At 73.2% G+C, this 25,389-nt stretch carries 24 protein-coding genes; 11 read left to right on the top strand and 13 right to left on the bottom strand.

Annotation, left to right across the window (positions count from 1 at the left end):
- Nucleotides 1-105 precede the first annotated feature (105 nt).
- Nucleotides 106-315 carry an antitoxin gene (locus ACXNSR_RS12665; protein WP_458642166.1) on the bottom strand — a complete coding sequence of 70 codons (210 nt, stop codon included), beginning with the start codon at nucleotides 313-315 and terminating at the stop codon, nucleotides 106-108.
- Nucleotides 316-545: 230 nt separating this feature from the next.
- On the opposite strand from ACXNSR_RS12665, the gene ACXNSR_RS12660 reads away from it, so the two are divergent.
- On the top strand, nucleotides 546-2,591 hold the full coding sequence (locus ACXNSR_RS12660; protein ID WP_458642165.1) for a bifunctional glycosyltransferase 87/phosphatase PAP2 family protein: 2,046 nt from the start codon (nucleotides 546-548) through the stop codon (nucleotides 2,589-2,591).
- Here the strand turns inward: ACXNSR_RS12660 and ACXNSR_RS12655 are convergent.
- Complete coding sequence (locus ACXNSR_RS12655) at nucleotides 2,588-3,559, bottom strand: GlxA family transcriptional regulator (protein WP_458642164.1); 972 nt, start codon at nucleotides 3,557-3,559, stop codon at nucleotides 2,588-2,590. The genes ACXNSR_RS12660 and ACXNSR_RS12655 overlap by 4 nt on opposite strands.
- A gap of 107 nt (nucleotides 3,560-3,666) precedes the next feature.
- Here ACXNSR_RS12655 and ACXNSR_RS12650 point away from each other — a divergent pair, with 107 nt between their 5' ends.
- On the top strand, nucleotides 3,667-4,188 hold the full coding sequence (locus tag ACXNSR_RS12650; RefSeq protein ID WP_458642163.1) for a PaaI family thioesterase: 522 nt from the start codon (nucleotides 3,667-3,669) through the stop codon (nucleotides 4,186-4,188).
- A 210-nt stretch (nucleotides 4,189-4,398) separates the two neighbouring features.
- Here the strand turns inward: ACXNSR_RS12650 and ACXNSR_RS12645 are convergent, their stop codons facing one another.
- Nucleotides 4,399-5,673, bottom strand: a complete 1,275-nt coding sequence (locus ACXNSR_RS12645) for a cytochrome P450 (protein WP_458642162.1) — start codon at nucleotides 5,671-5,673, stop codon at nucleotides 4,399-4,401.
- A 242-nt stretch (nucleotides 5,674-5,915) separates the two neighbouring features.
- On the opposite strand from ACXNSR_RS12645, the gene ACXNSR_RS12640 reads away from it, so the two are divergent.
- Nucleotides 5,916-7,085 carry a steroid 3-ketoacyl-CoA thiolase gene (locus tag ACXNSR_RS12640; protein WP_458642161.1) on the top strand — a complete coding sequence of 390 codons (1,170 nt, stop codon included), beginning with the start codon at nucleotides 5,916-5,918 and terminating at the stop codon, nucleotides 7,083-7,085.
- A gap of 132 nt (nucleotides 7,086-7,217) precedes the next feature.
- Here the strand turns inward: ACXNSR_RS12640 and ACXNSR_RS12635 are convergent, their stop codons facing one another.
- The 7 genes from ACXNSR_RS12635 to ACXNSR_RS12605 all read right to left on the bottom strand — a co-directional run bounded on the left by ACXNSR_RS12635 (nucleotide 7,218) and on the right by ACXNSR_RS12605 (nucleotide 15,225).
- Entirely contained in the window at nucleotides 7,218-7,622 is a 405-nt protein-coding gene (locus tag ACXNSR_RS12635) for an aggregation-promoting factor C-terminal-like domain-containing protein (RefSeq protein ID WP_458642160.1), read from the bottom strand.
- Between the two features lie 299 nt (nucleotides 7,623-7,921).
- The gene (locus ACXNSR_RS12630) at nucleotides 7,922-8,821 is read right to left on the bottom strand and encodes an ECF transporter S component (protein WP_458642159.1); all 900 of its coding nucleotides are present in this window, start codon (nucleotides 8,819-8,821) and stop codon (nucleotides 7,922-7,924) included.
- Nucleotides 8,818-10,611, bottom strand: coding sequence for an ABC transporter ATP-binding protein (locus ACXNSR_RS12625; protein ID WP_458642158.1), 1,794 nt, complete (start codon nucleotides 10,609-10,611; stop codon nucleotides 8,818-8,820). Before ACXNSR_RS12625 ends, ACXNSR_RS12630 begins: the two co-directional genes overlap by 4 nt.
- Nucleotides 10,608-11,942, bottom strand: a complete 1,335-nt coding sequence (locus ACXNSR_RS12620) for an energy-coupling factor transporter transmembrane component T (protein ID WP_458642157.1) — start codon at nucleotides 11,940-11,942, stop codon at nucleotides 10,608-10,610. Before ACXNSR_RS12620 ends, ACXNSR_RS12625 begins: the two co-directional genes overlap by 4 nt.
- Nucleotides 11,939-12,613, bottom strand: coding sequence for an SCO2322 family protein (locus ACXNSR_RS12615; RefSeq protein ID WP_458642156.1), 675 nt, complete (start codon nucleotides 12,611-12,613; stop codon nucleotides 11,939-11,941). The genes ACXNSR_RS12620 and ACXNSR_RS12615 overlap by 4 nt, the downstream gene beginning before the upstream one ends.
- Nucleotides 12,613-13,866, bottom strand: coding sequence for a prenyltransferase/squalene oxidase repeat-containing protein (locus tag ACXNSR_RS12610; RefSeq protein ID WP_458642155.1), 1,254 nt, complete (start codon nucleotides 13,864-13,866; stop codon nucleotides 12,613-12,615). Before ACXNSR_RS12610 ends, ACXNSR_RS12615 begins: the two co-directional genes overlap by 1 nt.
- Nucleotides 13,867-14,154: 288 nt before the next feature.
- The gene (locus tag ACXNSR_RS12605) at nucleotides 14,155-15,225 is read right to left on the bottom strand and encodes an MBL fold metallo-hydrolase (protein WP_458642154.1); all 1,071 of its coding nucleotides are present in this window, start codon (nucleotides 15,223-15,225) and stop codon (nucleotides 14,155-14,157) included.
- Between the two features lie 194 nt (nucleotides 15,226-15,419).
- On the opposite strand from ACXNSR_RS12605, the gene ACXNSR_RS12600 reads away from it, so the two are divergent.
- The 3 genes from ACXNSR_RS12600 (at nucleotide 15,420) to ACXNSR_RS12590 (ending at nucleotide 18,331) form a co-directional block, all read left to right on the top strand.
- Nucleotides 15,420-16,898, top strand: coding sequence for an aldehyde dehydrogenase (locus ACXNSR_RS12600; protein WP_458642153.1), 1,479 nt, complete (start codon nucleotides 15,420-15,422; stop codon nucleotides 16,896-16,898).
- A complete protein-coding gene (locus ACXNSR_RS12595; protein ID WP_327735264.1) occupies nucleotides 16,898-17,131 on the top strand; it encodes a ferredoxin in 234 nt (77 codons plus the stop codon). The genes ACXNSR_RS12600 and ACXNSR_RS12595 overlap by 1 nt, the downstream gene beginning before the upstream one ends.
- 189 nt (nucleotides 17,132-17,320) lie before the next feature.
- Nucleotides 17,321-18,331 (top strand): hypothetical protein, encoded by a 1,011-nt coding sequence (locus ACXNSR_RS12590; protein ID WP_458642152.1) that lies wholly within the window; start codon nucleotides 17,321-17,323, stop codon nucleotides 18,329-18,331.
- 514 nt (nucleotides 18,332-18,845) lie between these two features.
- On the opposite strand, the gene ACXNSR_RS12585 is transcribed toward ACXNSR_RS12590, so the two are convergent.
- Nucleotides 18,846-19,469: a TetR family transcriptional regulator gene (locus ACXNSR_RS12585; RefSeq protein ID WP_458642151.1), complete on the bottom strand. Its 624-nt coding sequence runs from the start codon at nucleotides 19,467-19,469 to the stop codon at nucleotides 18,846-18,848.
- A gap of 238 nt (nucleotides 19,470-19,707) precedes the next feature.
- On the opposite strand from ACXNSR_RS12585, the gene ACXNSR_RS12580 reads away from it, so the two are divergent.
- The 3 genes from ACXNSR_RS12580 (at nucleotide 19,708) to ACXNSR_RS12570 (ending at nucleotide 22,914) form a co-directional block, all read left to right on the top strand.
- Nucleotides 19,708-21,027: a glycosyltransferase family 4 protein gene (locus ACXNSR_RS12580; protein WP_458642150.1), complete on the top strand. Its 1,320-nt coding sequence runs from the start codon at nucleotides 19,708-19,710 to the stop codon at nucleotides 21,025-21,027.
- 73 nt (nucleotides 21,028-21,100) lie between these two features.
- Entirely contained in the window at nucleotides 21,101-21,835 is a 735-nt protein-coding gene (locus ACXNSR_RS12575; protein WP_189747779.1) for a class I SAM-dependent methyltransferase, read from the top strand.
- Nucleotides 21,832-22,914 carry a prenyltransferase/squalene oxidase repeat-containing protein gene (locus ACXNSR_RS12570; protein WP_458642149.1) on the top strand — a complete coding sequence of 361 codons (1,083 nt, stop codon included), beginning with the start codon at nucleotides 21,832-21,834 and terminating at the stop codon, nucleotides 22,912-22,914. Before ACXNSR_RS12575 ends, ACXNSR_RS12570 begins: the two co-directional genes overlap by 4 nt.
- 19 nt (nucleotides 22,915-22,933) lie before the next feature.
- On the opposite strand, the gene ACXNSR_RS12565 is transcribed toward ACXNSR_RS12570, so the two are convergent.
- Complete coding sequence (locus ACXNSR_RS12565; RefSeq protein ID WP_327385729.1) at nucleotides 22,934-23,236, bottom strand: hypothetical protein; 303 nt, start codon at nucleotides 23,234-23,236, stop codon at nucleotides 22,934-22,936.
- A gap of 130 nt (nucleotides 23,237-23,366) precedes the next feature.
- Here ACXNSR_RS12565 and ACXNSR_RS12560 point away from each other — a divergent pair, with 130 nt between their 5' ends.
- Nucleotides 23,367-23,996, top strand: coding sequence for a hypothetical protein (locus ACXNSR_RS12560; protein WP_458643286.1), 630 nt, complete (start codon nucleotides 23,367-23,369; stop codon nucleotides 23,994-23,996).
- 458 nt (nucleotides 23,997-24,454) lie between these two features.
- A complete protein-coding gene (locus tag ACXNSR_RS12555) occupies nucleotides 24,455-24,835 on the top strand; it encodes a hypothetical protein (protein ID WP_458642148.1) in 381 nt (126 codons plus the stop codon).
- 71 nt (nucleotides 24,836-24,906) lie between these two features.
- Here the strand turns inward: ACXNSR_RS12555 and ACXNSR_RS12550 are convergent, their stop codons facing one another.
- Nucleotides 24,907-25,386 (bottom strand): hypothetical protein, encoded by a 480-nt coding sequence (locus ACXNSR_RS12550; protein WP_458642147.1) that lies wholly within the window; start codon nucleotides 25,384-25,386, stop codon nucleotides 24,907-24,909.
- Nucleotides 25,387-25,389: the final 3 nt, after the last annotated feature.

The raw sequence follows: 25,389 nt of genomic DNA, 5'->3' as shown, positions 1-25,389 counted from the left end.
CGGCCTTGACGACATGCGTGCAGTCTCCTACAACCACCCCTCCGGAAAGCCGCAGGGACCGCACCGTGGTGCGGTCCCTGCGCCGTGCCGGTCCGAAAGCCCCGCTCAGGTCTGAGGCGGCCGACCCTCCCCGGACGCGGGCGGCGGCTCCTTGCCGCCGATCTGTTCGTTGAGCTTCTGCTGCGCCGTGTCGACCTGGCTCTGGTACTTGTTCCCGGTTCTCGCGTCGAAGGCGTCTCCGGCCTTCTCGACGCCCTGGCGGGCCTGGTCAGGGTGTCCCTTGATGAGGTCCTTGAGCTTGTCAAGCATGGACATGAGCCATCCTCTCCACGGAATGCCTGTCCACCTCAGCTTCGCCACGAAGTCCGGTGTCCGCACCTGGAGAGTCCAGGACAGGCCTCGCAGGTCGGCCCGCGTGTCGGTCCTCGCGATGCCCGCGAGGGCCCTCCAACGCACCCCGTGGGGGATATCGTCGTGCGGGTAATGGAGCGCGGCAGCCAGGCGAAGTCAGGGTTGCGGTCAACAGGGCGGGAGGCCGGCGAGGCGTGGCTAACGCGGCGGAGCACAGCGGTGCGAACGGACATGCCGGAGTCATAGGCGATCACGGCAGACTCGGGGCGGCTCGCCTGCTCCTGTGGGCACTGGCCGGCGCTCTCGCCGTCAGACAGGCCGCCGCCGTACGGCGGGTGCCACCCGCCGAGTGGCTGAACGGCTTCCACCTCCCCGGCAGCCTGCCCGGATCGGTCTACGACACCGGCCAGTTCTCCGACACCCCCTTCGCCGGGCTGGTCCTCAAGCCGCTGGTCGGCCTCGCCGCCCCGTCGCTGGAGGTCGCCTGGACCTGCGTGACGCTGCTGTGCGTCGCCGCCATCGGGCTCGTCGCCGCCCGCGGCCTGCCCGACCCGGTGCCGCGGCGCACCGCACTGCTCGCCGCGCCCGTGCTCACGGCCCTGATGATGGTCTCGCTCCCCGTCCGCGAGGCGGCCTCACCCGGCCGGACCGCCGTCCTGCCCGTGCTGCTGGTGCTCCTCGCCGTGTTCCGCGTGCCCGGCGACCGGCCCGCCGGGTTCCTCGTCGGCCTCGCCGCCGCACTCCAGCCCGCACTGCTGCTGTTCGCCCCGCTGCTGTGGCTGACCGGACGCCGCCCCACCGCGCGCACCGCCGCCGTGACCTTCGCCGGAGCCACCGCCCTGTCGTGGGCGGCCATGCCGCGCGACTCCTGGACGTACTGGGTCCAGCACCTGGCCGGTACCGGCCTCGGCGGAGCCCCCGACGGCCTCGCCAACCAGTCCGTGCACGGCGCGCTGCTGCGCCTCGGCCTGACCGGACCCGCCGAGATCCTGCTCTACGCCGCCCTCGCGGGCGCCGTCATCGTGATCGGCCTGCGCCGCGCGGTCCGCTACGCCCGCGACGGCCAGCTGCTGCTCGCCGTCGCCGTCACCGGCTGCGTGGCCGTCGCCGTGTCCCCGGCCGGCTGGCGCCACCAACTGCTGTGGGTGCTCCTCGCCGTCGCCGGCAAGGTGGGCAAGCGAGCCGCCGACCGGCCCGTCTGGCCGGTGGCCGTGGTCCTCGCCATGACCCTGCCGAGCACGATGCTGCTGCCGAACCTGGCCGCGCTGGCCCCCGTACGCGACAACGTACTGCTGCTCACCGCGGTGGCCGCGGCCTGCGCCGTACCGTTCCTGCCGCGCTCGTCGGCGTACTGGCGCGAGCCCGTCCCCACCCACTACGGGCGGCCCGCGGCGGCCCGCTGGGCGCGGGTGCCGCTGATGCCGTTCTGGCGGCGTGTGCTGTCCCGCCCGAACCTGCTGCTGGAACTCCTGCTGATACGGGTGGGCTACTCGATCTACTCGCACATCCGGGCCGCCGCGCCCACCAGCCGCAGCCTCGCCGAGGGCAACGGCAGCCAGATCCACGGGATCGAGCGCGCGCTGGGCATCGACATCGAACACGCCGTGAACCACGCCGTGGTGAGCACGCCCTGGCTGGAGGCGTTCTTCAACTTCTACTACACCTCCTTCCACTTCGTGGTCCCGCTGACGATCCTGGGGGTCCTGTACTGGCGGCGCCCCGGCGACTACCGGTGGGCGCGGGCCTCGCTGGGCCTGGCCACGGTGCTGGCCCTCGCAGGCTTCTGGCTCTACCCGCTCGCGCCGCCCCGCCTGATGCCCGGCCTCGGCTTCATCGACACCGTGCACGGGCCGCAGGACCTGGCGAACCCCTCGTACGGGGCGATGACCGCGATCTCCAACCAGTACGCGGCGATGCCCTCGCTGCACTTCGGCTGGTCGCTGTGGTGCGGGATCGTGATCGTGGTGCTGGCGCCGAAGGGCTGGCAGAAGCTGCTCGGGGCGCTGCACCCGCTGATCACGGTGTGCGCGATCGTGGCCACCGCCAACCACTGGGTGCTGGACGCCGTGGGCGGGGCCGCGGTCGTCTCCGCCGGCTTCGGGCTCGTGTACGTGCTGTCGGGGCCGCGGGGTCTGCGCGTCGGCCTCCCGGCGCAGCAGGGCAGGGACGACGCGGAACGGGCGGGGCACGACACGCACGGGACGGCCACCGCCGAACCCGTCGCCGGGGCGCGCTCCTAGGCCTCCGTCCGTCCGTTTCCGCTCCCGGGGGTCGTGCCGCGCCGTCGGCGCAGCAGTGCGCGCAGCGGTCCCGGGCTCTCGTACCCGACCCGCCGGGCGACCGCCGCCAGCGGCAGGTCCGTGGTGCGGAGCAGGTGTTCGGCCTGCTCCACCCGCAGGTCCTGCACCAGCCCGACGGGAGTGCGGCCGAGCGTACGGGCGACCGCGCGCTGGAGGGTGCGCTCGCTCACGCCGAGCTCCCGGGCCGCGTCCGCGATCGGCGCGGGCTCCGCGAGCCGGGTCCGCGCCCACTGTTCGAAGGCGGCCACGAGCGGGTCGTGGCGGGCCAGGGCACTGGGGATGGCGTACGCCGCCTGGGAGGCGCGGTCGTCGACGACGAGGTAGTGCCGGACCAGATCCGCGAGGGCGGGGCTGCGCGCACCGACGATCGACAGGGCCAGGTCGAGATGGCCGAAAGCGGCGCCCGCCGTGGTGACCCCGCCGGAGCTGACGACCATACGGGTCTCGTCGAGCGTGACCCGGCGGTAGCGGTCCCGGAAGAAGGGGGCCAGCCACCAGCTGGTCGTCGCCCGCTGTCCGTCCAGCACCCCGGCCTCGGCCAGCAGGAACGTTCCGGTGCAGGAGGTGGCGAGCGGCGTGCCGCGCTCGCGAGCCTCGGCCAGGACCCGGCGGGCCGGACGGTGCGCGGCCGACGCGACGGCCTCGACGAGGGCGTCCGGGCGGCGCTCCATCAGCGCGGGCACCACCAGCAGGTCCGCGTCCTCGGCCGCGGCGGCCGGTTCGGCGTCGATGCGGTGGCCGAGCCCGGTGCGGACCCGGCGCCGCACGCCGACCGTACGGATGTCGAAGGCCGGCGGCGGGGCTCCGGCCACCCGGCCGCGCAGCACGTCGGCCGTGTGCAGCACGTCCAGGACGGCGGAGATACCCGAGTCGAAGACCCCGTCGAGGGCCAGTACGGCGACTTTCACCGCTCCACGGTAGCGCCGACCGGCCTCCGCCCGGTTGTCGGAATCCGTGCGGAAGCTGCCGGATCCGACACTCCCGATCGGTCCGGCCCGTACCTAGGGTCGGTGCCATGACCGTGACCACGTATGAGACCAGCGCCCCGCTCCGCAGCCGTACGCACACCTGGCAGCCGCGGCCGGAGATGACCCCCGAGATCCTCGGCATGAGCGGACTGGAGATCCTCCGGGCAAGCCTGGCGGGCGAGCTGCCCGGCGCGTCGATGATGAGCACCCTGGGCTTCCGGCTCACCGAGGCGGCCGAGGGTGTCGCCGTCTTCGAGGGGGACCCCGGAGACCACCTGCTCAACCCCATGGGGACGGTGCACGGCGGCTTCCTGGCCACCCTGCTCGACTCGGCGCTCGGCTCGTCGGTGATGACCCTGCTTCCGGCCGGTACCGCCTACACCACGGTGCAGCTCGGGGTGCACATGATCCGGCCGGTCATGGCGGACACCCCGACGCTGCGATGCGAGGGCACCGCCCTGCACGTGGGGCGGAGCACGGCCACCGCCGAGGCGCGGGTCGTGGGTACGCACGACGGCAAGCTCTACGCGCATGCGACCACGACGTGCGCGATCTTGCGCGTGGGGTGACCCTGGATCGGTGCGGCCCGGTGCGGCCCGGTGCGGCCCGGTGCGGCGCGGCGCGGCACAGGCCGAAGGCCGAAGGGGCGCCGGGGCGCATGTCGCCCCGGCGCCCCTTCGGCTGGATCGCCGCTGCTTGCCAGGATCACTCCGTTCGGGCCGGGACGCCACTCGAACGGGTGCGGCGCCGCTGCGGGGCTCCGCCCCGGACCCCGCGCCTCAAACGCCGACGGGGCCGGATGGCAGGCTGGCGGGGCTGGAAACGCGGAGTTCCTTGATGCCGTTGAGCCAGGCCGCGCGGAGGCGGCGTGGGGGTTCGGATGTCAGGTGGAGGTTCGGGAGGGTGTCGGCCAGGGCGTTGAAGATCAGGTCGATCTCCATCACGGCGAGGGACTTGCCGAGGCAGAAGTGCGGGCCGCCGCCGCCGAAGCCCAGGTGGGGGTTGGGGTCTCGGGTGATGTCGAAGACGTCCGGGTTCGTGAAGACCTCGGGGTCGTGGTTGGCGGAGGAGTAGAACATCCCCACCCGGTCGCCCGCCTTGATCTTCTGGCCGCCCAGTTCGGTGTCCTGGGTGGCGGTCCGCTGGAAGGACACCACCGGGGTGGCCCAGCGGACGATCTCCTCGGCGGCCGTTGACGGCCGGGTCGCCTTGTACAGCTCCCACTGTTCGGGGTGGGTGAGGAAGGCGTGCATGCCGTGGCTGATGGCGTTGCGCGTGGTCTCGTTGCCCGCGACGGCCAGCAGCAGCACGAAGAAGCCGAACTCGTCCGAGCCGAGGTTGCCCTGGCCCTCGGCCGCCACCAGCTGGGTGACGATGTCCTTGGCGGGACATTCCTTGCGCTGGGCGGAGAGGTTCATCGCGTAACCGATGAGCTCCATCGCCGCGTTGGAGCCGACCTCCTCGGTGATCGCGTACTCCGGGTCGTCGTAGGCGATCATCTTGTTCGACCAGTCGAAGATCTTGGCGCGGTCCTTCTGCGGTACGCCGATCAGTTCGGCGATGGCCTGCAGCGGGAGCTCGCACGCCACCTGCGTGACGAAGTCGAAACTGCCGTCGGCCGCCGTGGCCGCGGCCTCCTCGACGATCTTCCGGGCGCGGTCCCGCAAGGCCTCCTCCAGGCCGCGGATGGCCCGGGGGGTGAAGCCGCGCTGCACGATCTGGCGTACGCGGGTGTGTTCCGGCGGGTCCATGTTCAGCATGATCAGACGCTGGGCATCTATCGCATCACGCTGGATGTGCTCGTTGAAGCGGATGATCGCGGTGTTGGTGGTCGAGGAGAACAGTTCCGGGTGCGTGGAGACGTACTTGACGTCCGCGTGCCGGGTCACGGCCCAGTAGCCCTCGTCGTCGAAGCCGGTGATGCCCCGCGGCTGCGGGCACCACCACACGGGCGCGGTCTGCCGCAGCTGCGCGAACTCCGGGAAGGGGACGCGGCTCTGCAGCAGGTCCGGGTCGGTGGCGTCGAAGCCTTCGGGCAGTGCGGGGCAGGACATCGGGCAACTCCAAAGTCTGACGGACCATCAGAAGTTGGCTTGAAGGTAGTAACGAGTTCTAGAAGTGACAAGGGTCGCGGCGCCAACTGTTGCGTGTGGAATCCGTGCAGGCCGCGTGCAAGACCCTTGCGTGCCGGGGCCTCAGGTCATAAGACTGCGGGGAGAACTAGAACGCGTACTAGTTCGGGGCGGGGCGCCGGGACGGCCCGCCGTGCTGACGCAGTGCAGGAGAGGACGAGCTCATGGCCGCGGAACCCGTCATTGTCGAAGCCGTACGCACCCCCATCGGTAAGCGCGGGGGCGCTCTCGCCAACCTCCACCCCGCCTACCTGCTCGGTGAGACCTATCGCGAGCTGCTGGCCCGTACCGGAATCCAGCCCGACTGCGTCGAGCAGATCGTCGGCGGCACTGTCACGCACGCCGGCGAGCAGTCGATGAACCCCGCCCGCAACGCCTGGCTCGCCATGGGGCTCCCGTACGAGACCGCCGCGACGACGGTGGACTGTCAGTGCGGCAGCTCGCAGCAGGCCAACCACATGGTCGCCAACATGATCTCCGGCGGGGTCATGGACATCGGCATCGCCTGCGGCGTCGAGGCCATGAGCCGCGTGCCGCTCGGCTCCGGATCCAAGCACGGCCCGGGGAAGCCCTTCCCGGACGAGTGGAACGTCGACCTCCCCAACCAGTTCGAGGCCGCCGAGCGGATCGCCCGCCACCGGGGCCTGTCCCGCGAGGACGTCGACCGGCTCGGACTCCGCTCCCAGGAGCGGGCCGCGGCCGCATGGGCCGAGGAGCGGTTCAAGCGAGAGACCTTCGCCGTGCAGGTGCCGACGACCGAGGACGAACAGGCCGCCGGACAGGGCATGTGGCGCCTGGTCGACCGGGACGAGGGGCTGCGGGACACGAGCATGGAGGCGCTCGCCCGGCTCAAGCCGGTCATGCCCACCGCCGTGCACACCGCCGGGAACTCCTCGCAGATATCGGACGGCGCGGCCGCCGTCATGTGGGCGTCGCGCAAGATGGCCCGGGCCCTCAAGCTCAAGCCGCGCGCCCGGATCGTCGCCCAGACGCTCGTCGGCGCCGACCCCCACTACCACCTGGACGGGCCGATCGACGCGACGCGGGCCGTGCTCGGCAAGGCCGGGATGTCGCTGCGGGACATCGATCTCGTCGAGATCAACGAGGCCTTCGCCTCCGTGGTCCTGTCCTGGGCGCAGGTCTTCGACCAGGACCTGGAGAAGGTCAACGTCAACGGCGGGGGCATCGCGCTCGGCCACCCCGTCGGCGCCACCGGCGCCCGGCTGATCACCACCGCGCTGCACGAGCTGGAGCGCCGCGACAAGGAGTTCGCGCTGATCACCATGTGCGCGGGAGGCGCGCTGGCGACCGGCACGATCATCCAGCGCCTGTGAGGCGCCACTGAGACCCGTGGGATGGGATGCAGAAGGCCCCGGAGGCCGGACCTGGGGAGGCCGGCCACCGGGGCCTTCGTATGTCTGCTGCGCAGTGCCGGGCTGCTGCCCGCCCGCGGCTTGGCGCCAGGCTTAGTACCAGTGGTTGGCGGACCAGAAGTTCCAGGCGCCGACCGGGCTGCCGTAGCGGTCGTTCATGTAGTCCAGGCCCCACTTGATCTGGGTGGCCGGGTTGGTCTTCCAGTCGGCACCGGCGGAGGCCATCTTCGAGGCCGGCAGGGCCTGGGCCAGGCCGTAGGCGCCGGACGAGGGGTTGGTCGCGGTGTGGTCCCAGCCGCTCTCGTGCGAGATGATCTTGTCGAAGGCGGCGAACTGGGCCGGGTCCTTGATCATCTGCTGAGCGATCGCCTTGGCGCTCACCGGGGCCGCCTGGGCGGGGACCGTGGCGAGCATGGAGCCGGCGACGCCCAGGGCGACGACGGTGCCCGCGAGGGCCTTCTTCGAGGTGGCGATGCGGCGGATGATGGCGTTGGACACGGATGGAACCTTCCGACGGGGACAAGGGCGGTCGCGGGCACGTCGAAGACGTGCGTGAGCCACTCACGCGGTGGAGAGAGGTTCGTCGGCGGCGGGTGAAGTACCCCTGCCGCCTTGCGACTCATCCAGTTCTACAGACGCCCCGACGCCCTGGCAAAGGTCCCGCTTACTAGTGGTCCTCGCAGCGGGAGCCCCACCGACCCCCCGAAGCGGTGGGTCCAGCGGCTCCGAGGCCTACTAGCCGGACTCGTATGTGACCCACGCCCTATGGGGCGGGTCACCGGGGGAGGCCCCGAATGTCACCCTCCGCTGCCGTTCGTACCCTTCCCGAAGGCGGGTTCGCGTTCGATTCCGGCCCCCGGACCGAAGGAGACGGGGGCGTCGAAGGCGGCTCTGCGGGTCGCCCGGCGCAGCGCCTTCAGCAGGGTCGCTCCGAGAGTGAGGGTCAGTACGACCGTCAGCACGGCCCGGCCCAGGTCCCAGCCCACCGAGGTCGCCAGGCAGTACGCGGCGAACCGCGCCAGGTTCGCGGCCACCGGCTCCCCCGGATGGAAGGAGATGCCCTGGCCCATGCCCTGCAGCAGCACCCAGCCCTGCAGGTTCATGACCGTGCCGTACGCGAACGAGCCCGCGAAGCCGTACGCCGCCAGCATCAGCAGCTCCGCCCGGCCCCGGATCCTCTCCGGGCCGGGCAGCAGCCCGGCCCCCAGCGCGAACCAGCCCATCGCCAGCATCTGGAACGGCATCCACGGCCCGACCCCGCCCGTCAGCAGGGCCGAGGCGAACATCGTCACCGAGCCCAGGACGAAGCCGAAGCCCGGACCGAGGACCCGGGCGCTGAGCACCATCAGGAAGAACATGGGCTCCAGCCCGGCCGTACCCGCGCCCAGCGGTCTCAGCGCCGCCCCGACGGCGGCGAGCACACCGAGCATCGCCACCGCCTTCGCGTCCATGCCGTTGTCGGCGATGGTCGCGACGACCACCGCCACCAGGAGCGGCAGGAGCGCGGCGAAGAGCCAGGGGGCGTCCTGCGCGTGGGCGAGGCCCGACCGGCCGTCGGCGAGCAGCGGCCAGCCGAAGGCCGCGATGCCGATGAGGGTGACGAGGACCAGGGTGGCGGCGGCGCGGGGGCCGATCCGGACGGGACGGGCGGGGCGCGGGGGACGCGCGGGGCGGGCGGGGCGGGCGGGGCGGTTCACGGGGCCTCCGCCGCGGCCAGGGCCTCGGCGACCTGGTGCACGGTGAGCCAGGGGTCCGGGGCGAGGACCTTCGCCACCTGCGGCGCGAAGGCGGGCGAGGAGACGACGACCTCGGCGGTCGGACCGTCCGCGACGATCTCCCCGCCGGCCAGGATCACCACGCGGTGGGCGAGCTCGGCGGCGAGCTCCACGTCATGGGTGGCCAGGACGATGGCGTGGCCGTCGGCGGCCAGGCCGCGCAGGATCTCGACCAGGCGGACCTTGGCGGCGTAGTCCAGGCCGCGGGTGGGCTCGTCCAGGAGCAGCAGGGCGGGGCGGCCGGTGAGGACGAGGGCCAGGGCGAGGGCCAGGCGCTGGCCCTCGGAGAGATCGCGCGGATGGATGCCGTCGGGGACGTCCGGAAGCAGCGCGGAGACGAGGTCCCGGCAGGTGCCGGCGGGCGCGGCGGCATCGGAGTCGGCGGCGGCGCACTCGGCGGCGACCGTGTCGGCGTAGAGGAGGTCGCGGGGTTCCTGCGGGACGAGGCCGACGCGGCGCACCATCTCGGGCGGTGCCGTGCGGTGGGGGGTACGGCCGCCGACGGTCACCTCGCCGGTGGTGGGGGCGACCGTACCGACGAGAGTGGCGAGGAGGGTGGACTTGCCGGCGCCGTTGCGGCCCATGAGAGCGACGGTTTCGCCGGGGGCCACGGTGAGGGTGACGTCGTGCAGGGCCTGTACGCGGCCGCGGCGGACGGTGACCCGGTGGACCTCGGCCGGAGCCGGGGCCGGGGCCGCCTGGGGGGCGGGGGCGGGGGCGGGGCTCGGCCGGCCGCGGCGGAGCAGGCGCGCGAGCAGGCCGGGGGCTCCGGAGACGGGGGCTCCGCCCCCGGACCCCCGCGCCTCAAACGCCGGCGAGGCTGCATCTTCGAGCCTCGCCGGCGCTTGAGGCGCGGGGTCCGGGGCGGAGCCCTGGGAAGCGGTGGGGCGGGTGACGGATGACAGGCGGGACCGGAGCGGCGCGGCCCGGCGGCGGGCGTCGCGGACCGAGAGGGGGAGCGGGGACCAGCCCGCGAGGCGGCCCAGGGAGACCACCGGCGGGTGGACCGGGGAGACGGCCATGATCTCGGCCGGGGGGCCGATGACCGGAGCCGCGCCCGGCGACGGCAGGAGCAGGACCTGGTCGGCGTACTGGACGACCCGCTCCAGCCGGTGCTCCGCCATCAGCACCGTCGTGCCCAGGTCGTGCACCAGTCGCTGGAGGACCGCGAGGACCTCCTCCGCAGCCGCCGGGTCGAGCGCGGACGTCGGCTCGTCCAGCACCAGCACCCGGGGGTGCGGGGTGAGGACCGAGCCGATCGCGACCCGCTGCTGCTGGCCGCCGGACAACGTCGCGATCGGCCGGTCGCGCAGCTCGTTCAGGCCCAGCAGGTCCAGGGTCTCCTCCACCCGGCGGCGCATCACCGCAGGTGGCAGGCCCAGCGACTCCATGCCGTAGGCGAGCTCGTCCTCGACCACGTCCGTCACGAAGTGCGCGAGGGGGTCCTGGCCGACCGTGCCGACCACGTCCGCGAGCTCGCGCGGCCTGTGGGTGCGCGTGTCCCGGCCGGCGACCGTGACCCGGCCCCGCAGGGTGCCGCCCGTGAAGTGCGGGACCAGTCCGGAGACGGTCCCCAGCAGGGTGGACTTGCCGACGCCCGACGGGCCGACCAGCAGCGTCAGCTCCCCTTCGGGGATCTCCAGGTCGACGCCCCGCAGGGAGGGGGCGGGCGCGCCGTCGTAGGTGACCGACACCTGCTCGAAGCGGATCACTGCGACGCCTCCTTGGGCGGTACGGGTGCCACGAAGGCGGGCAGCAGGCCGATCAGGATCGCGGCCGCCGGCCACAGCGGGAGCGTGGGGGCCGCCAGCGGGACCACGCCCGGGTGCAGGGCGGCCGGGTCGACGGAACCGGCGCGGATCAGCACGGCGGCCACGGCCGCGCCCGATCCGGCGACCAGCCAGGCGCGCGGCCCCCAGCGGTCCGGCCGGTAACGCGTGCGCACCGACCGGCGGCCGCCCAGGCGCAGGCCGGCGACGGCCAGGGCCGCGCCCACGCCGAGCACCGGCAGACCGTACGCGGCGCCCTGCGCGGCGAGCAGGCCGTACGTGCCCGCGCACATGCCGATGAGGCCGCCGAGGGTGAGGGCGTTGGTGGTGTGCCGGACGGCGGGCGGGACCTCGGCGGTCCGGCCGTAGCCGCGCGCGTCCATCGACGCGGCGATGGCGACGGAGCGTTCCAGAGCGCCCTCCAGGACCGGCAGGCCGATCTGCAGGATGGCCTTCACCCCGCCGGTGGGCCGGCCGCGCAGTCGGCGGGCCGTCCGCAGCCGGACGACGTCGGCGACCATGTTCGGCGCGAAGGTCATCGCGACGACCACGGCGACCCCGGCCTCGTACAGGGCGGCCGGGAGGGACTTCAGCAGCCGCGCCGGATTGGCGAGGGCGTTCGCGGCGCCGACGCACACCAGGAGCGTGGCCAGCTTCAGGCCGTCGTAGAAGGCGAAGACGAGCTGCTCGGCGGTGACGCGGCCACCGAAGCGGATGCCCTGGGCCCAGGCCGGGAGCGGGATCTCCGGGAGGGTGAAGAGGAGGTGCGAGCCGGGGAGGGGGGAGCCGAGGAGGGCGGAGAAGAGCAGGCGCAGGCCGATGACGAAGAGGCCGAGCTTGAGGAAGGCGCCGTAGGAACGGGCCCAGGGCGCGTCGGTGCGGCGGGCCGCGACCACGTACCCGGCGACGCCGGCGAGCAGTCCGAGCAGCAGCGGGTTGGTGGTGCGGGAGGCGGCGGTGGCGAGGCCGAGGGCCCACAGCCACCAGGCCCCCGCGTGCAGGGCGGTGGCCCGGCCGGACTGCGGGGGCTTCCATTTTTCGTACGTCGACCGGTGCGCGGGGACCCGCACCGCGGCGGGGCTCCGCCGGGCCGGGGGCAGGTCGTCGGGTGCGGCTCCGGTGGGTGCGGTCGTGCCCGCGGTGCGGGTCGCCCGGGCGGCCGGCGTGCCCTCGTCGCCGGTGCCGGTGCCGGTGCCGGCACCGGCGACGGGCGTGGTCCGGGGTGCGCCGGTGGCCGTGGTGGTCGGCTCGGCGCCGTCGCCGGTGCCGGTCATCGCGTGCGGCGGCGGGACTGCCAGACGCCTGCCGCGGCCAGGGCGGCCACCGCGGCGATGCCCGCGACCAGGCCCGCGGACGGGCCCGCACCGGATTCCCCACCGGACTCCGCGGCGGAATCCGCAGCGGCGGAGGGGTCGGGCGCTGCCGAGGATTCCGCGACCTGGTCGCCGCAGCCCTGCTTCGGGTAGCCGGAGATCGCGCACAGCAGCGCCGCGCTGTTGTAGCGCAGCGGCTTGGCGACCGAGGCCAGTGCCTCGGCCGTCGTGGCCCCGGGGGCCACCTGGGCGCAGGCCGTGCGCGGGGCGGCCTCGGGCGGGACTTCGCCCGTCGGGGCGTCCTCGGGGACGCCGAAGTCGATGACGAGCGCCACCCGCTTGGTGCCCTCCGTCGGGGCGGTCGTCCCGCAGACCGTCTCGAAGTCGGCCGCCGCGCGCGGCTGCGCCGCCTGTGCCGCCGCGTCCTTGCTCACCGAGAAGCGGAAGCCCTGGACGGCGCCGTCCGCGGGGCGGGCCAGCGAGGGCCCCTGGGTGGCGTACGACCACTGGCCGCCCGCCGAGCCGTCCCAGAACGACCAGTAGCGGTAGCCGGCCGCCAGCGCGGGGGCGGCGGCCAGCAGGGCCAGGACGATCCCGAGAGCGAGGGCCACGGCGGGCGGGCGGCGGCGCATCAGGACTGGTTCTTCTTCCGGCGGCCGCTCAGCAGGATGCCGATGCCGATACCGGCCGCGGCGCCGGAGCCGATGATCCACCAGAGGTTCTGGCCGCCGGAGGGCTTCTCCTTCTTGCTGTCCACCTCGGTCGCCTCGGTGTCCGCGCCCTGCGGGGCCGGGCCGGTCGCGTTCAGCGCGGCGACGAGGTCGGTGCCGCCGAAGGACTTCGGGTCGGTGCCGGTCGCGTGGGCGGCGAGGACCAGGGTGCCCAGGGCGGCCGGCTTGCCCTTGGACCACTCGGCGGAGTTGGCCTGCAGCCACTTCAGGGCGCCCGCCGCGGACTCCTTGTGGCCGGCGGCCGCCAGCGCCAGGACCGCGTCGATGGTGTTGCCCGTGTCGGGGGTGGGCTGGTCCGCGCCCGGGGTGACGGCCATGAGGTGGCCGTCCTTCTTGAGGGCCTCGGCCAGGTAGCCGGCCGCGCCCTGGGCGGCGGCCACCGGGTCGGCGGCGTTCGCGGCCGGGCAGGCCAGCGGGGCGGCGGGGGTGTTCTCGGCGGACGGGACGACGGCCGTGCCCTTGCCGAGGCCGGCCAGGGCGGCGGCGGCCGTGGCGTCGGCGTTGGCGACGAGCTTGCCGTCGGCCGGCTGGAACGCGAAGGCGCCCCGGTCGGCGGCCGGCTCGGCGGCGCAGCCCAGCTGGAAGGCGAGCAGGCCCTCGTAGGCCGACTTGCCCGCCTTGGACCTGACCTCGGCCGGCTTCTCGCCCGCCACGGACAGGGCGCTGATCACCACGGCGGTGGAGTTGGCGTCGCTGGGGGTGCCGGGCACGTAGCTCCAGCCGCCGTCCTCGTTCTGGACGGACTTCAGCCAGTCGATGCTCTTCCTGACGACCGCGTCGTGGCCGCCGAGGGCCTGCAGCGCCTGCACGGCAGCCGCGGTGGCGTTGGTGTCGTACATCGTGTTCGCGTCGCACTCCGCGGCGGCGTTCGGGCGGAAGGAGGCGAAGCCGCCGGTCGCGCACTGCTGGCCGACGAGCCAGTCCACGGCCTGCCGGGCGGGCTCGACGTCGACGGTGTGCTGGGCGAGCAGCGCGAAGGACTGCCGCCACACGCCGTCGTAGGTGGGGTCGGCCTTGCCGTACAGGCCGGAGGGGATGACCGGGGGAGCGGAGGGAGAGGCGGGCGGCGCGGTGTCGGCGAGGGCTGCGGGGGCGACGCCCACGCAGAGCACGGCGGAGGCGGCGAGCGCGGCTGCGCTGCGGCGGACGTTCATAGGGGGGTGGTGCCTCTCGTACGGGGGAACCGGCAGCAGGCACGCACAGGCACCGGGCTCCGGCTCCGTTTACCTCGACGGTGCCGGCCACCGGGGGCTCCGGCGGCACGAGCCGCGCACTCCGGCACGGGGCATTCCGGCTTCCCGCCCGGGCGGTGCCGGGGTGGGTCACGGTTGCGGGTCAGCGCCGGAACTGCACCGGCTTCCCCCCGTACAGAGGTGTGGACGACACGTTCACTCTACCGGCCCGTAACCGGCGGGCCCCGGGGCGCCGGGGCCCGGGGCCCCTTACACGGCCCGGTACGTCACCGGGTCCGTGCCCGGCACCGCCTCGGCGCGACCCTGTTTCACCAGCCGCCGCACATGGGCTTCCGCTTCGGAGACGGCGATGTTGCGGGAGCCGTACGGGATCTGCGCCCAGGGCCGGTTCCACTCCATCCGCTCGGCCAGCCCCCACGGGGTCAAGGGCTCCGCCAGCAGGGTCAGCAGGCCGCGCAGCCGTTCCTCGTGGTGGTCGAGGAGCTCCCGTACGCGGGCGGGCGCGTCGGTGAAGGCGTGCTGGTGGGCGGGGAGCACCTCGGCGGGGCCGAGGCGGCCGATGCGTTCGAGGGAGTCGAGGTAGTCGCCGAGGGGGTCGGTGACCCGGGTGTCCTCCGGGGCCTCGTACAGGCCGATGTGGGGGGAGATCCCGGGCAGCAGGTGGTCCCCGGAGAAGAGGCGGCCGTTGCCGGGGAGGTGTGCCGGGTGCGCTTCCTCCAGGTGCAGGCAGACGTGGCCGGGGGTGTGGCCGGGGGTCCAGATCGCGCGCAGCCGGCGCCCGGCGAGGGGGAGCAGCTCGGCGGGGACGATCTCCCGGTCGGGGACGGCGGCGCGCAGGCCGGGCAGGGTCCGCGTGCGGCCGCTCGCGCGGGCGGCGCGCAGCGGGGCGATGTGCTCCTCGGGGGCTCCGGCGGCGGCGAGTTTGGCGCTCATGTAGTCGAACCAGACGCCGGGTTCGGAGGCGCGGGTCCGCAGGACGACCTCGGTGTCGGCGGCGTGCATGGCGATCCAGGCGCCGGAGGCCTCGCGGACCTGGCCGGAGAGGCCGTGGTGGTCGGGGTGGTGGTGGGTGATGACCACGCCGTGGACGTCGGTGACGGCGGTGCCGAGCGCGGCGAGGCCGGCGGCGAGGGTGTCCCAGGAGGCGGGGTCGTCCCAGCCGGTGTCGACGAGGACCGGGCCGCGGTCGGTGTCGAGGACGTGGACGAGGGTGTGTCCGAGGGGGTTGTCGGGGATGGGGACCTTGATGGCCCACACGCCGCCGCCGTGATCGGTGATCTGTGGCGTGTCCCCTGTGACCTGTGACGTGTCCTCCGGCATGCGCCCGCCCTCCCTGTCGCCGCCCTCGGACGAGAACGTGTTCCAGTAGTAGCCCAAGTCGACCACTTTCCGGGCTCTCTGACCAGTCGTTCGATCACCTCCGCCGCACTGACGGAGGTTCAGTCCTGGCCGTGGACTCCTCTAACTAGAACTGGTATCAGTTCTGGAACGCCAAGCCGCAGGAGGCCTCAGCCATGACCGAGCTCGTGGAACACGGAAAGCTGTTCATCGGCGGGGAGTGGACGGATCCGCTGGGCACCGACACGATCCGGATCGTCTCCCCCCACACCGAGCAGGTCATCGGCTCCGTCCCGCACGCCTCGAAGGCGGACGTCGACCGCGCCGTCGCCGTCGCACGCACGGCGTTCGACGAGGGGCCCTGGCCGCGGATGACCCTGGACGAGCGGATCGCCGTCGTCTCCCGGATCAAGGACGCCATCGCCGTCCGGCACGAGGAGATCGCCCGCTCGATCAGCTCCCAGAACGGCTCCCCGTACTCCTGGAGCGTCCTCGCCCAGGCGCTCGGCCCGATGATGGTCTACGACGCCGCGATCACGGTCGCCCGGGCCTACCCGTACGAGGAGCACCGCCAGGGCGTCCTCGGCCCGATCCTGGTGCGCCGGGAGCCGGTGGGCGTGGTCGCCGCCGTCATCCCCTGGAACGTCCCGCAGTTCGTGGCGGCGGCCAAGCTGGCGCCGGCCCTCCTGACCGGCTCGACCGTGATCCTCAAGCCGTCGCCCGAGGCACCGCTCGACTCCTACATCCTGGCCGACATCGCGCGCGAGGCCGGACTTCCCGAGGGCGTCCTGTCGATCCTGCCCGCCGACCGCGAGGTCAGCGAGTACCTCGTCGGGCACCCCGGCATCGACAAGGTCGCCTTCACCGGCTCGGTCGCGGCCGGCAAGCGCGTGATGGAGGTCGCCGCGCGCAACCTCACCCGCGTCACCCTCGAACTCGGCGGCAAGTCCGCGGCCGTGGTCCTCCCGGACGCCGACGTGGCGACCGCGGTGGCCGGGATCGTGCCCGCGGCCTGGATGAACAACGGCCAGGCGTGCGTCGCCCAGACCCGCATCCTCGCCCCCCGCAGCCGGTACGAGGAAGTGGCCGAGGCCCTCGCGGCGGCGGCCGGCGCACTGGTCGTCGGCGACCCGCTCGACCCGGCGACCCAGCTCGGCCCGCTGGTGGCGAAGCGGCAGCAGCAGCGCTCGCTGGACTACATACGGATCGGGCAGGAGGAAGGCGCGAAGGTCCTGGCGGGCGGCGGCCGCCCGGCGGGCCTGGAGCAGGGCTGGTACGTGGAGCCCACCCTCTTCGGTGACGTCGACAACTCCATGCGGATCGCGCGCGAGGAGATCTTCGGCCCGGTCGTCTGCCTGATCCCCTACGGGGACGAGGCCGAGGCGGTACGGGTGGCCAACGACTCGGACTTCGGCCTCAGCGGCAGCGTCTGGACCGCCGACGTCGAGCGAGGCATCGACTTCGCCCGCCGGATCCGCACCGGCACCTTCAACGTGAACACCTTCAGCCTGGACATGCTGGGGCCCTTCGGCGGCTACAAGAACAGCGGCCTGGGGCGGGAGTTCGGCCCGGAGGGCCTGAGCGAGTACCTGGAACACAAGATGATCCACCTCCCGGCCACGTACGCATCCGGCGCCGGCGAGGCGGGCGCCTGATGGGCGACCGCTGGCAGGTCGAGGTGGACAGAGGGGTCTGCATCGGCTCGGGCATGTGCGTGAACCACGCCCCGGACGGCTTCGTCCTGGACACGGCGCGCCAGTCCCACCCGCGCACCGCCGAGTCGGACGCGAACGAGCCGATCCTCACGGCGGCGGAAGGCTGCCCGGTGGAGGCCATCCTGATCACCCTGGCGGCGACGGGAGAGCCGGTCTTCCCGCCGGAGGAGTAGGGACGGGGGCGGGGCGGCCTGCAACGCCCCGCCCGGTCGCGGGGGCACCCGTGAAGGGCGCCGCGATCGGCCGTTGTTCGTTCCGTCGTTGATGCTGCATACTCCGCTGCGCTCGCGTATCGAACTGTCGAGCGGACGAGTTCAATGACAGGAACCTCAGTGGCCCTCCCGCAAGTGGTCGATCCATCCGTGTCCGTCCCCATCCTCTACATCACTGCCGCGGTCGTGCCCCTGTGCTTCCTCCTGGCTGCTCTCATACCCGCACGACCCCTGAACGGGCGTCTGGCCGGGCCCGATCCGCAACTCCAGCGCGCGCTCAAGGCCGTGCGCTCCGGAGCGTGGCAGCCCGCCGCCGACCTCATGGAGGCGGCCGGAACCGACTGGGAGCGCCGTACGCACTACGCCAGGCACCTGGCCTACTCGGCCGCATACGACGGTGACGCCTGGCTGAGGGCGTGGCACGCGGCCGCGCCGGACACCCCCGACGCGGTCCTGGTCGCTGCGTGTGCGCGCGTGAGGCGGGCGTGGCGGCTGCGCGGAGGGCGCTTTGCGAGCGAGACGTCCCAGCAGCAGTTCGCCGGCTTCCACCAGGAACTCGCCATGGCGCGCCAGGAGCTGTCGCAGGCCGCTCGTCTGTGCCCGCAGGATCCGACGCCGCTGGCGGAGATGGTTTCGGTCGCGCTCGGCCTGGGCTTCCCCAAGGACGACATGAGCGTTCTGTGGACCGAGGTTCGGGCGAGGTCGCCGCACCACTTCGGTGCCCACGCCGCCGCACTGCAGTACTTCTGCAGCAAGTGGCGCGGTTCCCGGGCCGAGGTGGAGGAGTTCGCGGAGCGGGCGGCCCGGCAGGCGCCGCGTGGAAGCCTGCTGGCACTTCTGCCCTTGCTCGCGTGGTACGAGGAAGTGGGATGCAAGGGCGACGCTCGGGGCTTGTTCGGCACGCCGCACGTCGTCGCGCTCGTGGACGCGGCGCTGGAGGACGCCGCCGCGGCCGATGGGCACCCGAACCTGCCCCAGGCGCGGCACCTGCTCGCCTACTTCCTCGTCCGGCAGCGCCGCTACCGCGCGGCCCTGGAGCAGTTCCGTCAGGTCGACGGCTACGTGGACGCGATCCCCTGGAGGTACTGGTCCGGGGGGAAGATCTCCTACCGGTTGCACCGTGCGCGGGCCGTCTGGGGGGCACTGCTCAAGCGCCGCTGAGGAGCCTGGGCGGGGGCGGGTCGGGTCGGGTCGGGCGGGGCGGGGTCGGTCGGGCGGGGCGTGGGCGGCCTATGTCCAGCCCAAGACGGTCGTCGGACGCTGAGACGTGAGGAGCGCGTAGCGATTTGGTGCGCCCCCCGACCCGGGCCCCTGGTCTGGATCGGCCCCGTCTGTCGATCGTCCCCCACGCGGGACGGGGCCGGGCATGGCCGACCGTCCCCGTCCGTGTCTTGAAGTGCCGGCCCGTTCCTTTGGGGGCTTCCCGGCAGTCTTTCGTTTCTCCGGGGCGGGACGGTCGGTCAAGGGTGGCCGCAGGCCATCGCGAAGCGACGCGACCGGAGGGAGCGCCCTTGAGGGACCGGCCCGACCCGGAGGGACGATGGGACTGACGGGAAACCCCCAGCACATCCCTGATACCGCTCTAGGGGATCCCGCCCCCCGAAGCCGCCGCCCGTCCGCCCATCCCGCCCCGCCCAAGCCGCCCCCACCACCGCCCCGCCCCGCAGCGGCAGCTTCAGGCCTTTTCCGGAGACGTCAGGTCGATCAGGCGGCACACCGTTTCGATGTCGATCTTGACCTGGGCGATCGAGGCGCGGCCGGAAAGCCACGTGATCAGCGCCGAGTGCCAGGTGTGCTCGATGACCCGGACCGCCGAGAGCTGCTCCGCCGTCGGCGGGTGTTCCAGCCCCATCGCGTCCAGGATGATCGCGGTGGTCAGCCGGGACACCGTGTCCACCTCGGGGCTCACGCTCCGGTCCGCGAACGTCAGCGCCCGCACCATCGCGTCGGCCAGCTGCGGCTCCCGCTGCAGGGCGCGGAAGGCCCGCATCAGGGTCTCCGCGACCCGCGCCGCGGGGTCGTCCGCGGCCGGCGGGCGCTTGCGCAGCGTGGTGTGCATGTGCTGGAGCTGGTCCTGCATGGTGGCGACAAGCAGGTGCACCTTGGAGGGGAAGTAGCGGTAGAGCGTGCCCAGGGCCACCCCCGCCGCCTCCGCGACCTCGCGCATCTGGACGGCATCGAACCCGCCCCGGCTGGCCAGCTGGGCGCTGGCGTGCAGGATCCGGCGGCGGCGGGCCTCCTGGCGTTCCGTCAGGGGAGGCGACGCCGGTGTGGTGACGGCCTTCACTTCCGCTGTCATGGCTCCCGTTCCGTGTCGTTCCGTGTCGTTCCGTGTCGTCGAGCGGGCTGAATCCGGGCTGGTCCGCGGCCAGCATGTCAGGCGCCGGAGCCGTGGCGCGAATCACCTGCTCCGCCTCTTACGGTGTAGTTTCCGGCCGGTAGATTCAATGGTCTTCGACGGATCAAGTCTGAAACTTGTTCTACATTATCCGAGCGGTTACGCTCCGGCGAAAGTTGCAGGGAGAAGGGGGCCGAGAGTGACCGCTGAGGCCATGGTGACGAGCCCTTTCGCGGGTTCCGCCGCCGACGGCGACCGCCCGCTGCGCATCGCACTCCTCACCTATAAGGGGAACCCGTTCTGCGGCGGCCAGGGCGTCTACGTCCGCCACCTCGCGCGCGAACTCGTACAACTGGGCCACTCCGTCGAAGTCATCGGCGCGCAGCCCTACCCCGTGCTCGACACGGGCGCCACGCTCACCGAGCTCCCGAGCCTGGACCTGTACCGCAGCCCGGACCCCTTCCGCACGCCGAAGCGCGACGAGTACCGGGACTGGATCGACGCCCTCGAGGTCGCCACCATGTGGACCGGCGGCTTCCCCGAGCCGCTGACCTTCTCGCTGCGCGCCCGCCGCCACCTGGCCGCGCGCGCCGGTGACTTCGACGTCATCCACGACAACCAGACGCTCGGGTACGGCCTCCTCTCCGACCTCGGCGCCCCGCTGGTCACGACCATCCACCACCCCATCACCGTCGACCGCAAGCTCGACCTCGACGCCGCGCAGGGCCGGGTGAAGCGGGCCTCCGTGCGCCGCTGGTACGCCTTCACCCGCATGCAGGGCCGCGTGGCCCGCCGGCTCCCGTCCGTGCTCACCGTCTCCGGCTCCTCCAAGCAGGAGATCGCCCAGCACCTGGGCGTCCGCGACGAGCGCATCCACGTCGTGCACATCGGCGCCGACACCGACCTCTGGTCGCCGGACCCGTCCGTGGCCGAGGTGCCGGGCCGCATCGTCACCACCTCCAGCGCCGACGTGCCCCTCAAGGGCCTCGTGCACCTCGTCGAGGCGCTCGCCAAGCTGCGCACCGAGCAGCCGCAGGCGCACCTCGTCGTCGTCGGCAAGCGCGCCGAGCAGGGTCCGGTCGCCCGCACCATCGAGACGTACGGCCTCCAGGACGCGGTCCGTTTCGTCAAGGGCATCACCGACGCCGAGCTCGTCGACCTCTACCGCAGCGCCCAGATCGCCTGCGTGCCCTCCCTCTACGAAGGCTTCTCGCTCCCGGCCGCCGAAGCCATGGCCACCGGCACCGCGCTCGTCGCCACCACCGGCGGCGCGATCCCCGAGGTCGCCGGACCCGACGGCGAGACCTGCCTCGCGGTGCCCCCGGGCGACGCGGGCGCGCTGGCCGGCGCGCTGGGCCGGGTGCTGGGCGATCCGGAGCTGCGGGCCCGCCTCGGCGCCGCCGGGCGCGAGCGGGTGCTGACCCGCTTCACCTGGGCCGCGGCCGCCCGCGGCACCGTCGCGCACTACCGCGCCGCCATCGAGCAGGCCGCCGCCGCCCGTACCGGCCGGGCGCGCTGACCTCCCGCTCCCTCCGCTTCCCCCGCTTCCTCCCCATCCCCGAACACCCCCGCGACCGCGAAGGCAGGACCCCGTGCTGACCGTCGATTTCTCCCGGTTCCCGCTCGCCGCAGGCGACCGCGTACTCGACCTGGGCTGCGGCGCAGGCCGGCACGCCTTCGAGTGCTACCGGAGAGGCGCCCAGGTGGTCGCCGTCGACCGCAACGGCGAGGAGATCCGCGAGGTCGCCAAGTGGTTCGCGGCGATGAAGGAGGCCGGTGAGGCCCCCGCCGGGGCCACCGCCACCGCCATGGAGGGCGACGCGCTCGCCCTGCCCTTCCCGGACGACTCCTTCGACGTCGTCATCATCTCCGAGGTGATGGAGCACATCCACGACGACAAGGGCGTGCTCGCCGAAATGGTGCGCGTGCTCAAGCCCGGCGGGCGCATCGCCATCACCGTGCCGCGCTACGGCCCCGAGAAGATCTGCTGGGCGCTGTCCGACGCCTACCACGAGGTCGAGGGCGGCCACATCCGCATCTACAAGGCGGACGAGCTGCTCGGCAAGATGAAGGCCGCGGGCCTCAAGCCGTACGGCACGCACCACGCGCACGGGCTGCACTCCCCGTACTGGTGGCTCAAGTGCGCCTTCGGCGTCGACAACGACAAGGCGCTGCCCGTCAAGGCGTACCACAAGCTCCTGGTCTGGGACATCATGAAGAAGCCGCTGGCCACGCGGCTCGCCGAGCAGGCCCTGAACCCGCTCATCGGCAAGAGCTTCGTGGCGTACGCGACCAAGCCCCACCTCCCCGTGGGCGCGACCCAGTGAGCACGCCCGGGCGCACCGAACACCTTGTCCTGGACGGCGTACTGACGGCCGAGGAGGCCGCCCTGACCGTGGCGGGCATCCTCGCCGCGCAGCGCGCCGACGGCGCCATACCGTGGTTCCGCGGGCACCACCTCGACCCGTGGGACCACACCGAGGCCGCGATGGCCCTCGACGCGGCCGGCGAGCACGAGGCCGCGGAGCGGGCGTACGCGTGGCTGGCCCGGCACCAGAACCAGGACGGCTCCTGGTACGCGGCCTACGCCGACCGGCCCGACGGCGTGGACACCGCCGAGCCGCAGGACGCGAGCCGCGAGAGCAACTTCACCGCGTACATAGCCGTCGGCGTGTGGCACCACTACCTCTCCACCGGCGACGACACCTTCCTCGACCGCATGTGGCCGGCCGTCTACGCGGCCGTGGAGTGCGTCCTGACGCTCCAGCAGCCCGGCGGCGAGATCGGCTGGAAGCGGGAGGCGGACGGCACGGCCGTCACCGACGCCCTCCTCACCGGCTCCTCCTCCATCCACCAGGCACTGCGCTGCGCCCTGGCCATCGCCGAGCACCGCGAGGAGCCGCAGCCCGACTGGGAGCTCGCGGCGGGCGCGCTGCGGCACGCCATCCGGCGCCACCCGGAGCGGTTCCTCGACAAGAACCACTACTCGATGGACTGGTACTACCCGGTCCTCGGCGGAGCCCTGACCGGCTCCGAGGCCAAGGCGCGCATCGACGCGCGCTGGGACGAGTTCGTGGTCCCGGACCTGGGCGTGCGCTGCGTGCTGCCCAACCCGTGGGTGACGGGCGGCGAGTCCTGCGAGCTGGCGCTCGCGCTGTGGGCGACGGGAGAGTCCGACCGGGCGCTGGAGATCCTGCGCTCGATCACCCACCTGCGCGCGGACAACGGCATGTACTGGACGGGGTACGTGTTCCAGGACGAGGCCGTCTGGCCGGTGGAGCAGACCACCTGGACGGCCGGGTCGCTGCTGTTGGCCGTCGCTGCGCTCGGCGGGGACGAGGCCACCACCGAGGTGTTCGGCGGGACCTCGCTCCCGGCGGGGCTGGAGCCGGACTGCTGCGGCTGACCGGGCGGCGGCGTCCTGTTCAGCGTCGGTAGAGCCAGCCGGCTATGGCGTGGCCGACGAGGAGGTAGGCGACGGCGGCGATGCCGTAGCCGATGACGACCTGGACCCATTCGCGGCTGAAGGTGAACAGGTCGTAGGACCAGGCCGCGAGCCAGGAGGCGACGTCGTGGACGAGGTCGACCAGGGCGTTGCCCTGGTTGGCCTCCAGCAGGAAGAGCAGGATCCAGAGTCCGATGACGAAGGCGAGCACGTCCGCCACCAGTGCGACGGCGCGGCCTGCCTGACTGCTTCCCCGGGTGCGTACTCGTGTGTGAGTGCTCATACGGCGCGTGTTGCCGCGCTCGGGTGCCGTAAACCCGAACGGGTCCCTCCGGGTGGTGGAGCCGGGGGACCGGGGTGAGGCTGCGGAAGACGCCTCATTCCCGGAGGAAACCGTGCCCGTGCCCGTAACCGTGCCCACGACCGTCCGATTCCGCCGCGCCGTCACCGCCGTGGTGCTGTCCACCGCGCTGATGGTCGGCGCCACCGCATGCGGCAGTGGCGGCAACGGCCCGCGCGAGGAGCTCTCCGCCGCGTCGATGGGGGAGCTGGCCGCACTCGCGGCGGCGGAGCCCGCCGCCGTCGAGGCCGACGAACAGGCCGCCCCGACGCCGTCGCCCAGCACGTCCGCGGAGAAGCAGAAGTTCGCCAAGACGCGCTTCGTCGCCAACGCGGGCCTCGCGGCCGGTGCGACGTACCAGTGGATCGTCAAGCCGTACCGTGCGGGCAAGTTCAAGAAGGGCGCCAAGGGCCGCACCTTCGCGCTGATCAAGGCGGGCCTGGCGGGCGCGTTCGCGTACAACCGGCTCAAGGCGGCGGCCGAGAACGCCAAGGGCGACCCGCTGCTGGCGAAGGCGGTGGCCCCGCTCACGGCGGGCATCGAGTCCCTCAAGGGCCTCGGCAGCAAGCTGCGCAAGGGGCAGGCGGGTGATGGTGACATCGATGCCTTCGACAGTGTCATCAACAGTGTGAAGGAAGCGGGCCAGAGTGCGGGTGCGACGGTGACGGACAAGGTCCCGAGCGTGTCCCAGCTGGGCGGCTAGTCCGTATCCGGGTGCGGGTCCCGTTCCGGGTGCGGCCCGGTGGCCGCGCCTCAAGCGCCGGCGGGGCTGGGTTTGGCCGCTTGGGCGGGGTCGGTGCGGGGGGTGGGGGTGCGGGGCCGCCGGGGGGTGTCTCCTCGGCTCGGCGCGTGCGGGCGTGTCTCGGTTGTGCGCGGTGGTTGCGCGCTCGTCCTGCGGGGACACCCCCCACCGTCCCCGCACCCCCACCCCGGGGCCGTCCCGCGCGGGGCCGTGGGGCGGGGACACTCCGGGGGCTCCCCGCAGGACGAGGCGCGACCACCGGGCACCACCGCGACAGGCCCGCGCGCGCCGAGCCGAGGAGAGCCCCCGGAGGGGCCCCGCCCCACCCGAAGCCAAACCCAGCCCCGCCGGCGTTTGAGGCGCGGCCACCGGGCCGCACCCGGAACGGGACCCGCACCCGGGACTGGTTCAATGGGCCCGTGATCGAGATCGTGGGGGTTGTCGCCGGCTGCGCGGTGGCCGGGTGGCTGTTGCGGCGCAAGCATCGTGCGCGGGTGGCCGCCGGGCCCGCGGCCGGGATTCCCGGCATGGGCCGGGTCCCGGCCGGGGAAGGCCGCTGGCGGATGGGCCGGCTGTACGGGGACCAGGGCACCGCCCGGTGGGTTCCGGCGCGCGGGGAGCCCGTGGCGCTGCCCGGCGGGCGGGCCACCGGGATCCGGGTCCCCTCCATGAAGGAGGGGATCTCCATCAACCCCGGCTCGCGGATCGTCACCTGCTCCTACGACGGCGGCGGGAGCATCGAGATCGCCGTCATGCCGTTCGACGTGCGGGAGCTGCTGGAGGCCGTACCGCAGGCCTGAAAGCCGACGTACGACCGAGGGGCGGTCTCCATGAGACCGCCCCTCGGCTGCTTTCCCGTCCCCGCCGCGTACTAGTCGGGCAGGACCACGGACACCAGGTACACGCTCACCCGGTCACCCCGCTCGTCGACCAACAGGTCGAAGGTGGGCTTCTCGGGCGTGGTGAAGGTGGTGTACTTGCGGTAGGTGCGTCCGGGCTCGACCTTCAGCCCGAGGTCGTCCATGACGTCCTCGGGGAACGGGGTCTTCTCGTGCTCCACGCGCTTGCCGTCCATGATGGTCTCGCCGTACGGCCAGTCCGCGGCGTACGCGAGCTCGACGCCGTGGTCCGTGAGGTACTTGTCCGCACAGGACTTCGACGCGGTGAAGCTCAGCGTCATCTCCGGCTCGAACAGCTTGGAGCCGGTGAAGCGCAGGTCCTCGGTCTCGCAGGACGGCAGCTGCAACCCGAACGTGTCCAGCACTTCCTGACGGGAAGCACCGCACCCGGAGAGGAGGACGGCCGCCGCGGCGACGGCCACCACGGAACGGATCACCGTGTTTACGCGCATCGA

The sequence above is a fragment of the Streptomyces sp. NC-S4 genome, assembly GCF_054353315.1.
Note: the sequence above shows the minus strand (reverse complement) of the source record. Positions and strands in the feature narration are given on the sequence as shown.

Bases quoted from the DNA above. Each gene is read 5' to 3' on its own strand.
- ACXNSR_RS12665 (WP_458642166.1), bottom strand. From the start codon at position 315: ATGTCCATGCTTGACAAGCTCAAGGACCTCATCAAGGGACACCCTGAC.
- ACXNSR_RS12650 (WP_458642163.1), top strand. From the start codon at position 3,667: ATGACCGTGACCACGTATGAGACCAGCGCCCCGCTCCGCAGCCGTACG.
- ACXNSR_RS12645 (WP_458642162.1), bottom strand. From the start codon at position 5,673: ATGTCCTGCCCCGCACTGCCCGAAGGCTTCGACGCCACCGACCCGGAC.
- ACXNSR_RS12640 (WP_458642161.1), top strand. From the start codon at position 5,916: ATGGCCGCGGAACCCGTCATTGTCGAAGCCGTACGCACCCCCATCGGT.
- ACXNSR_RS12620 (WP_458642157.1), bottom strand. From the start codon at position 11,942: ATGACCGGCACCGGCGACGGCGCCGAGCCGACCACCACGGCCACCGGC.
- ACXNSR_RS12615 (WP_458642156.1), bottom strand. From the start codon at position 12,613: ATGCGCCGCCGCCCGCCCGCCGTGGCCCTCGCTCTCGGGATCGTCCTG.
- ACXNSR_RS12610 (WP_458642155.1), bottom strand. From the start codon at position 13,866: ATGAACGTCCGCCGCAGCGCAGCCGCGCTCGCCGCCTCCGCCGTGCTC.
- ACXNSR_RS12605 (WP_458642154.1), bottom strand. From the start codon at position 15,225: ATGCCGGAGGACACGTCACAGGTCACAGGGGACACGCCACAGATCACC.
- ACXNSR_RS12600 (WP_458642153.1), top strand. From the start codon at position 15,420: ATGACCGAGCTCGTGGAACACGGAAAGCTGTTCATCGGCGGGGAGTGG.
- ACXNSR_RS12595 (WP_327735264.1), top strand. From the start codon at position 16,898: ATGGGCGACCGCTGGCAGGTCGAGGTGGACAGAGGGGTCTGCATCGGC.
- ACXNSR_RS12585 (WP_458642151.1), bottom strand. From the start codon at position 19,469: ATGACAGCGGAAGTGAAGGCCGTCACCACACCGGCGTCGCCTCCCCTG.
- ACXNSR_RS12565 (WP_327385729.1), bottom strand. From the start codon at position 23,236: ATGAGCACTCACACACGAGTACGCACCCGGGGAAGCAGTCAGGCAGGC.
- ACXNSR_RS12550 (WP_458642147.1), bottom strand. From the start codon at position 25,386: ATGCGCGTAAACACGGTGATCCGTTCCGTGGTGGCCGTCGCCGCGGCG.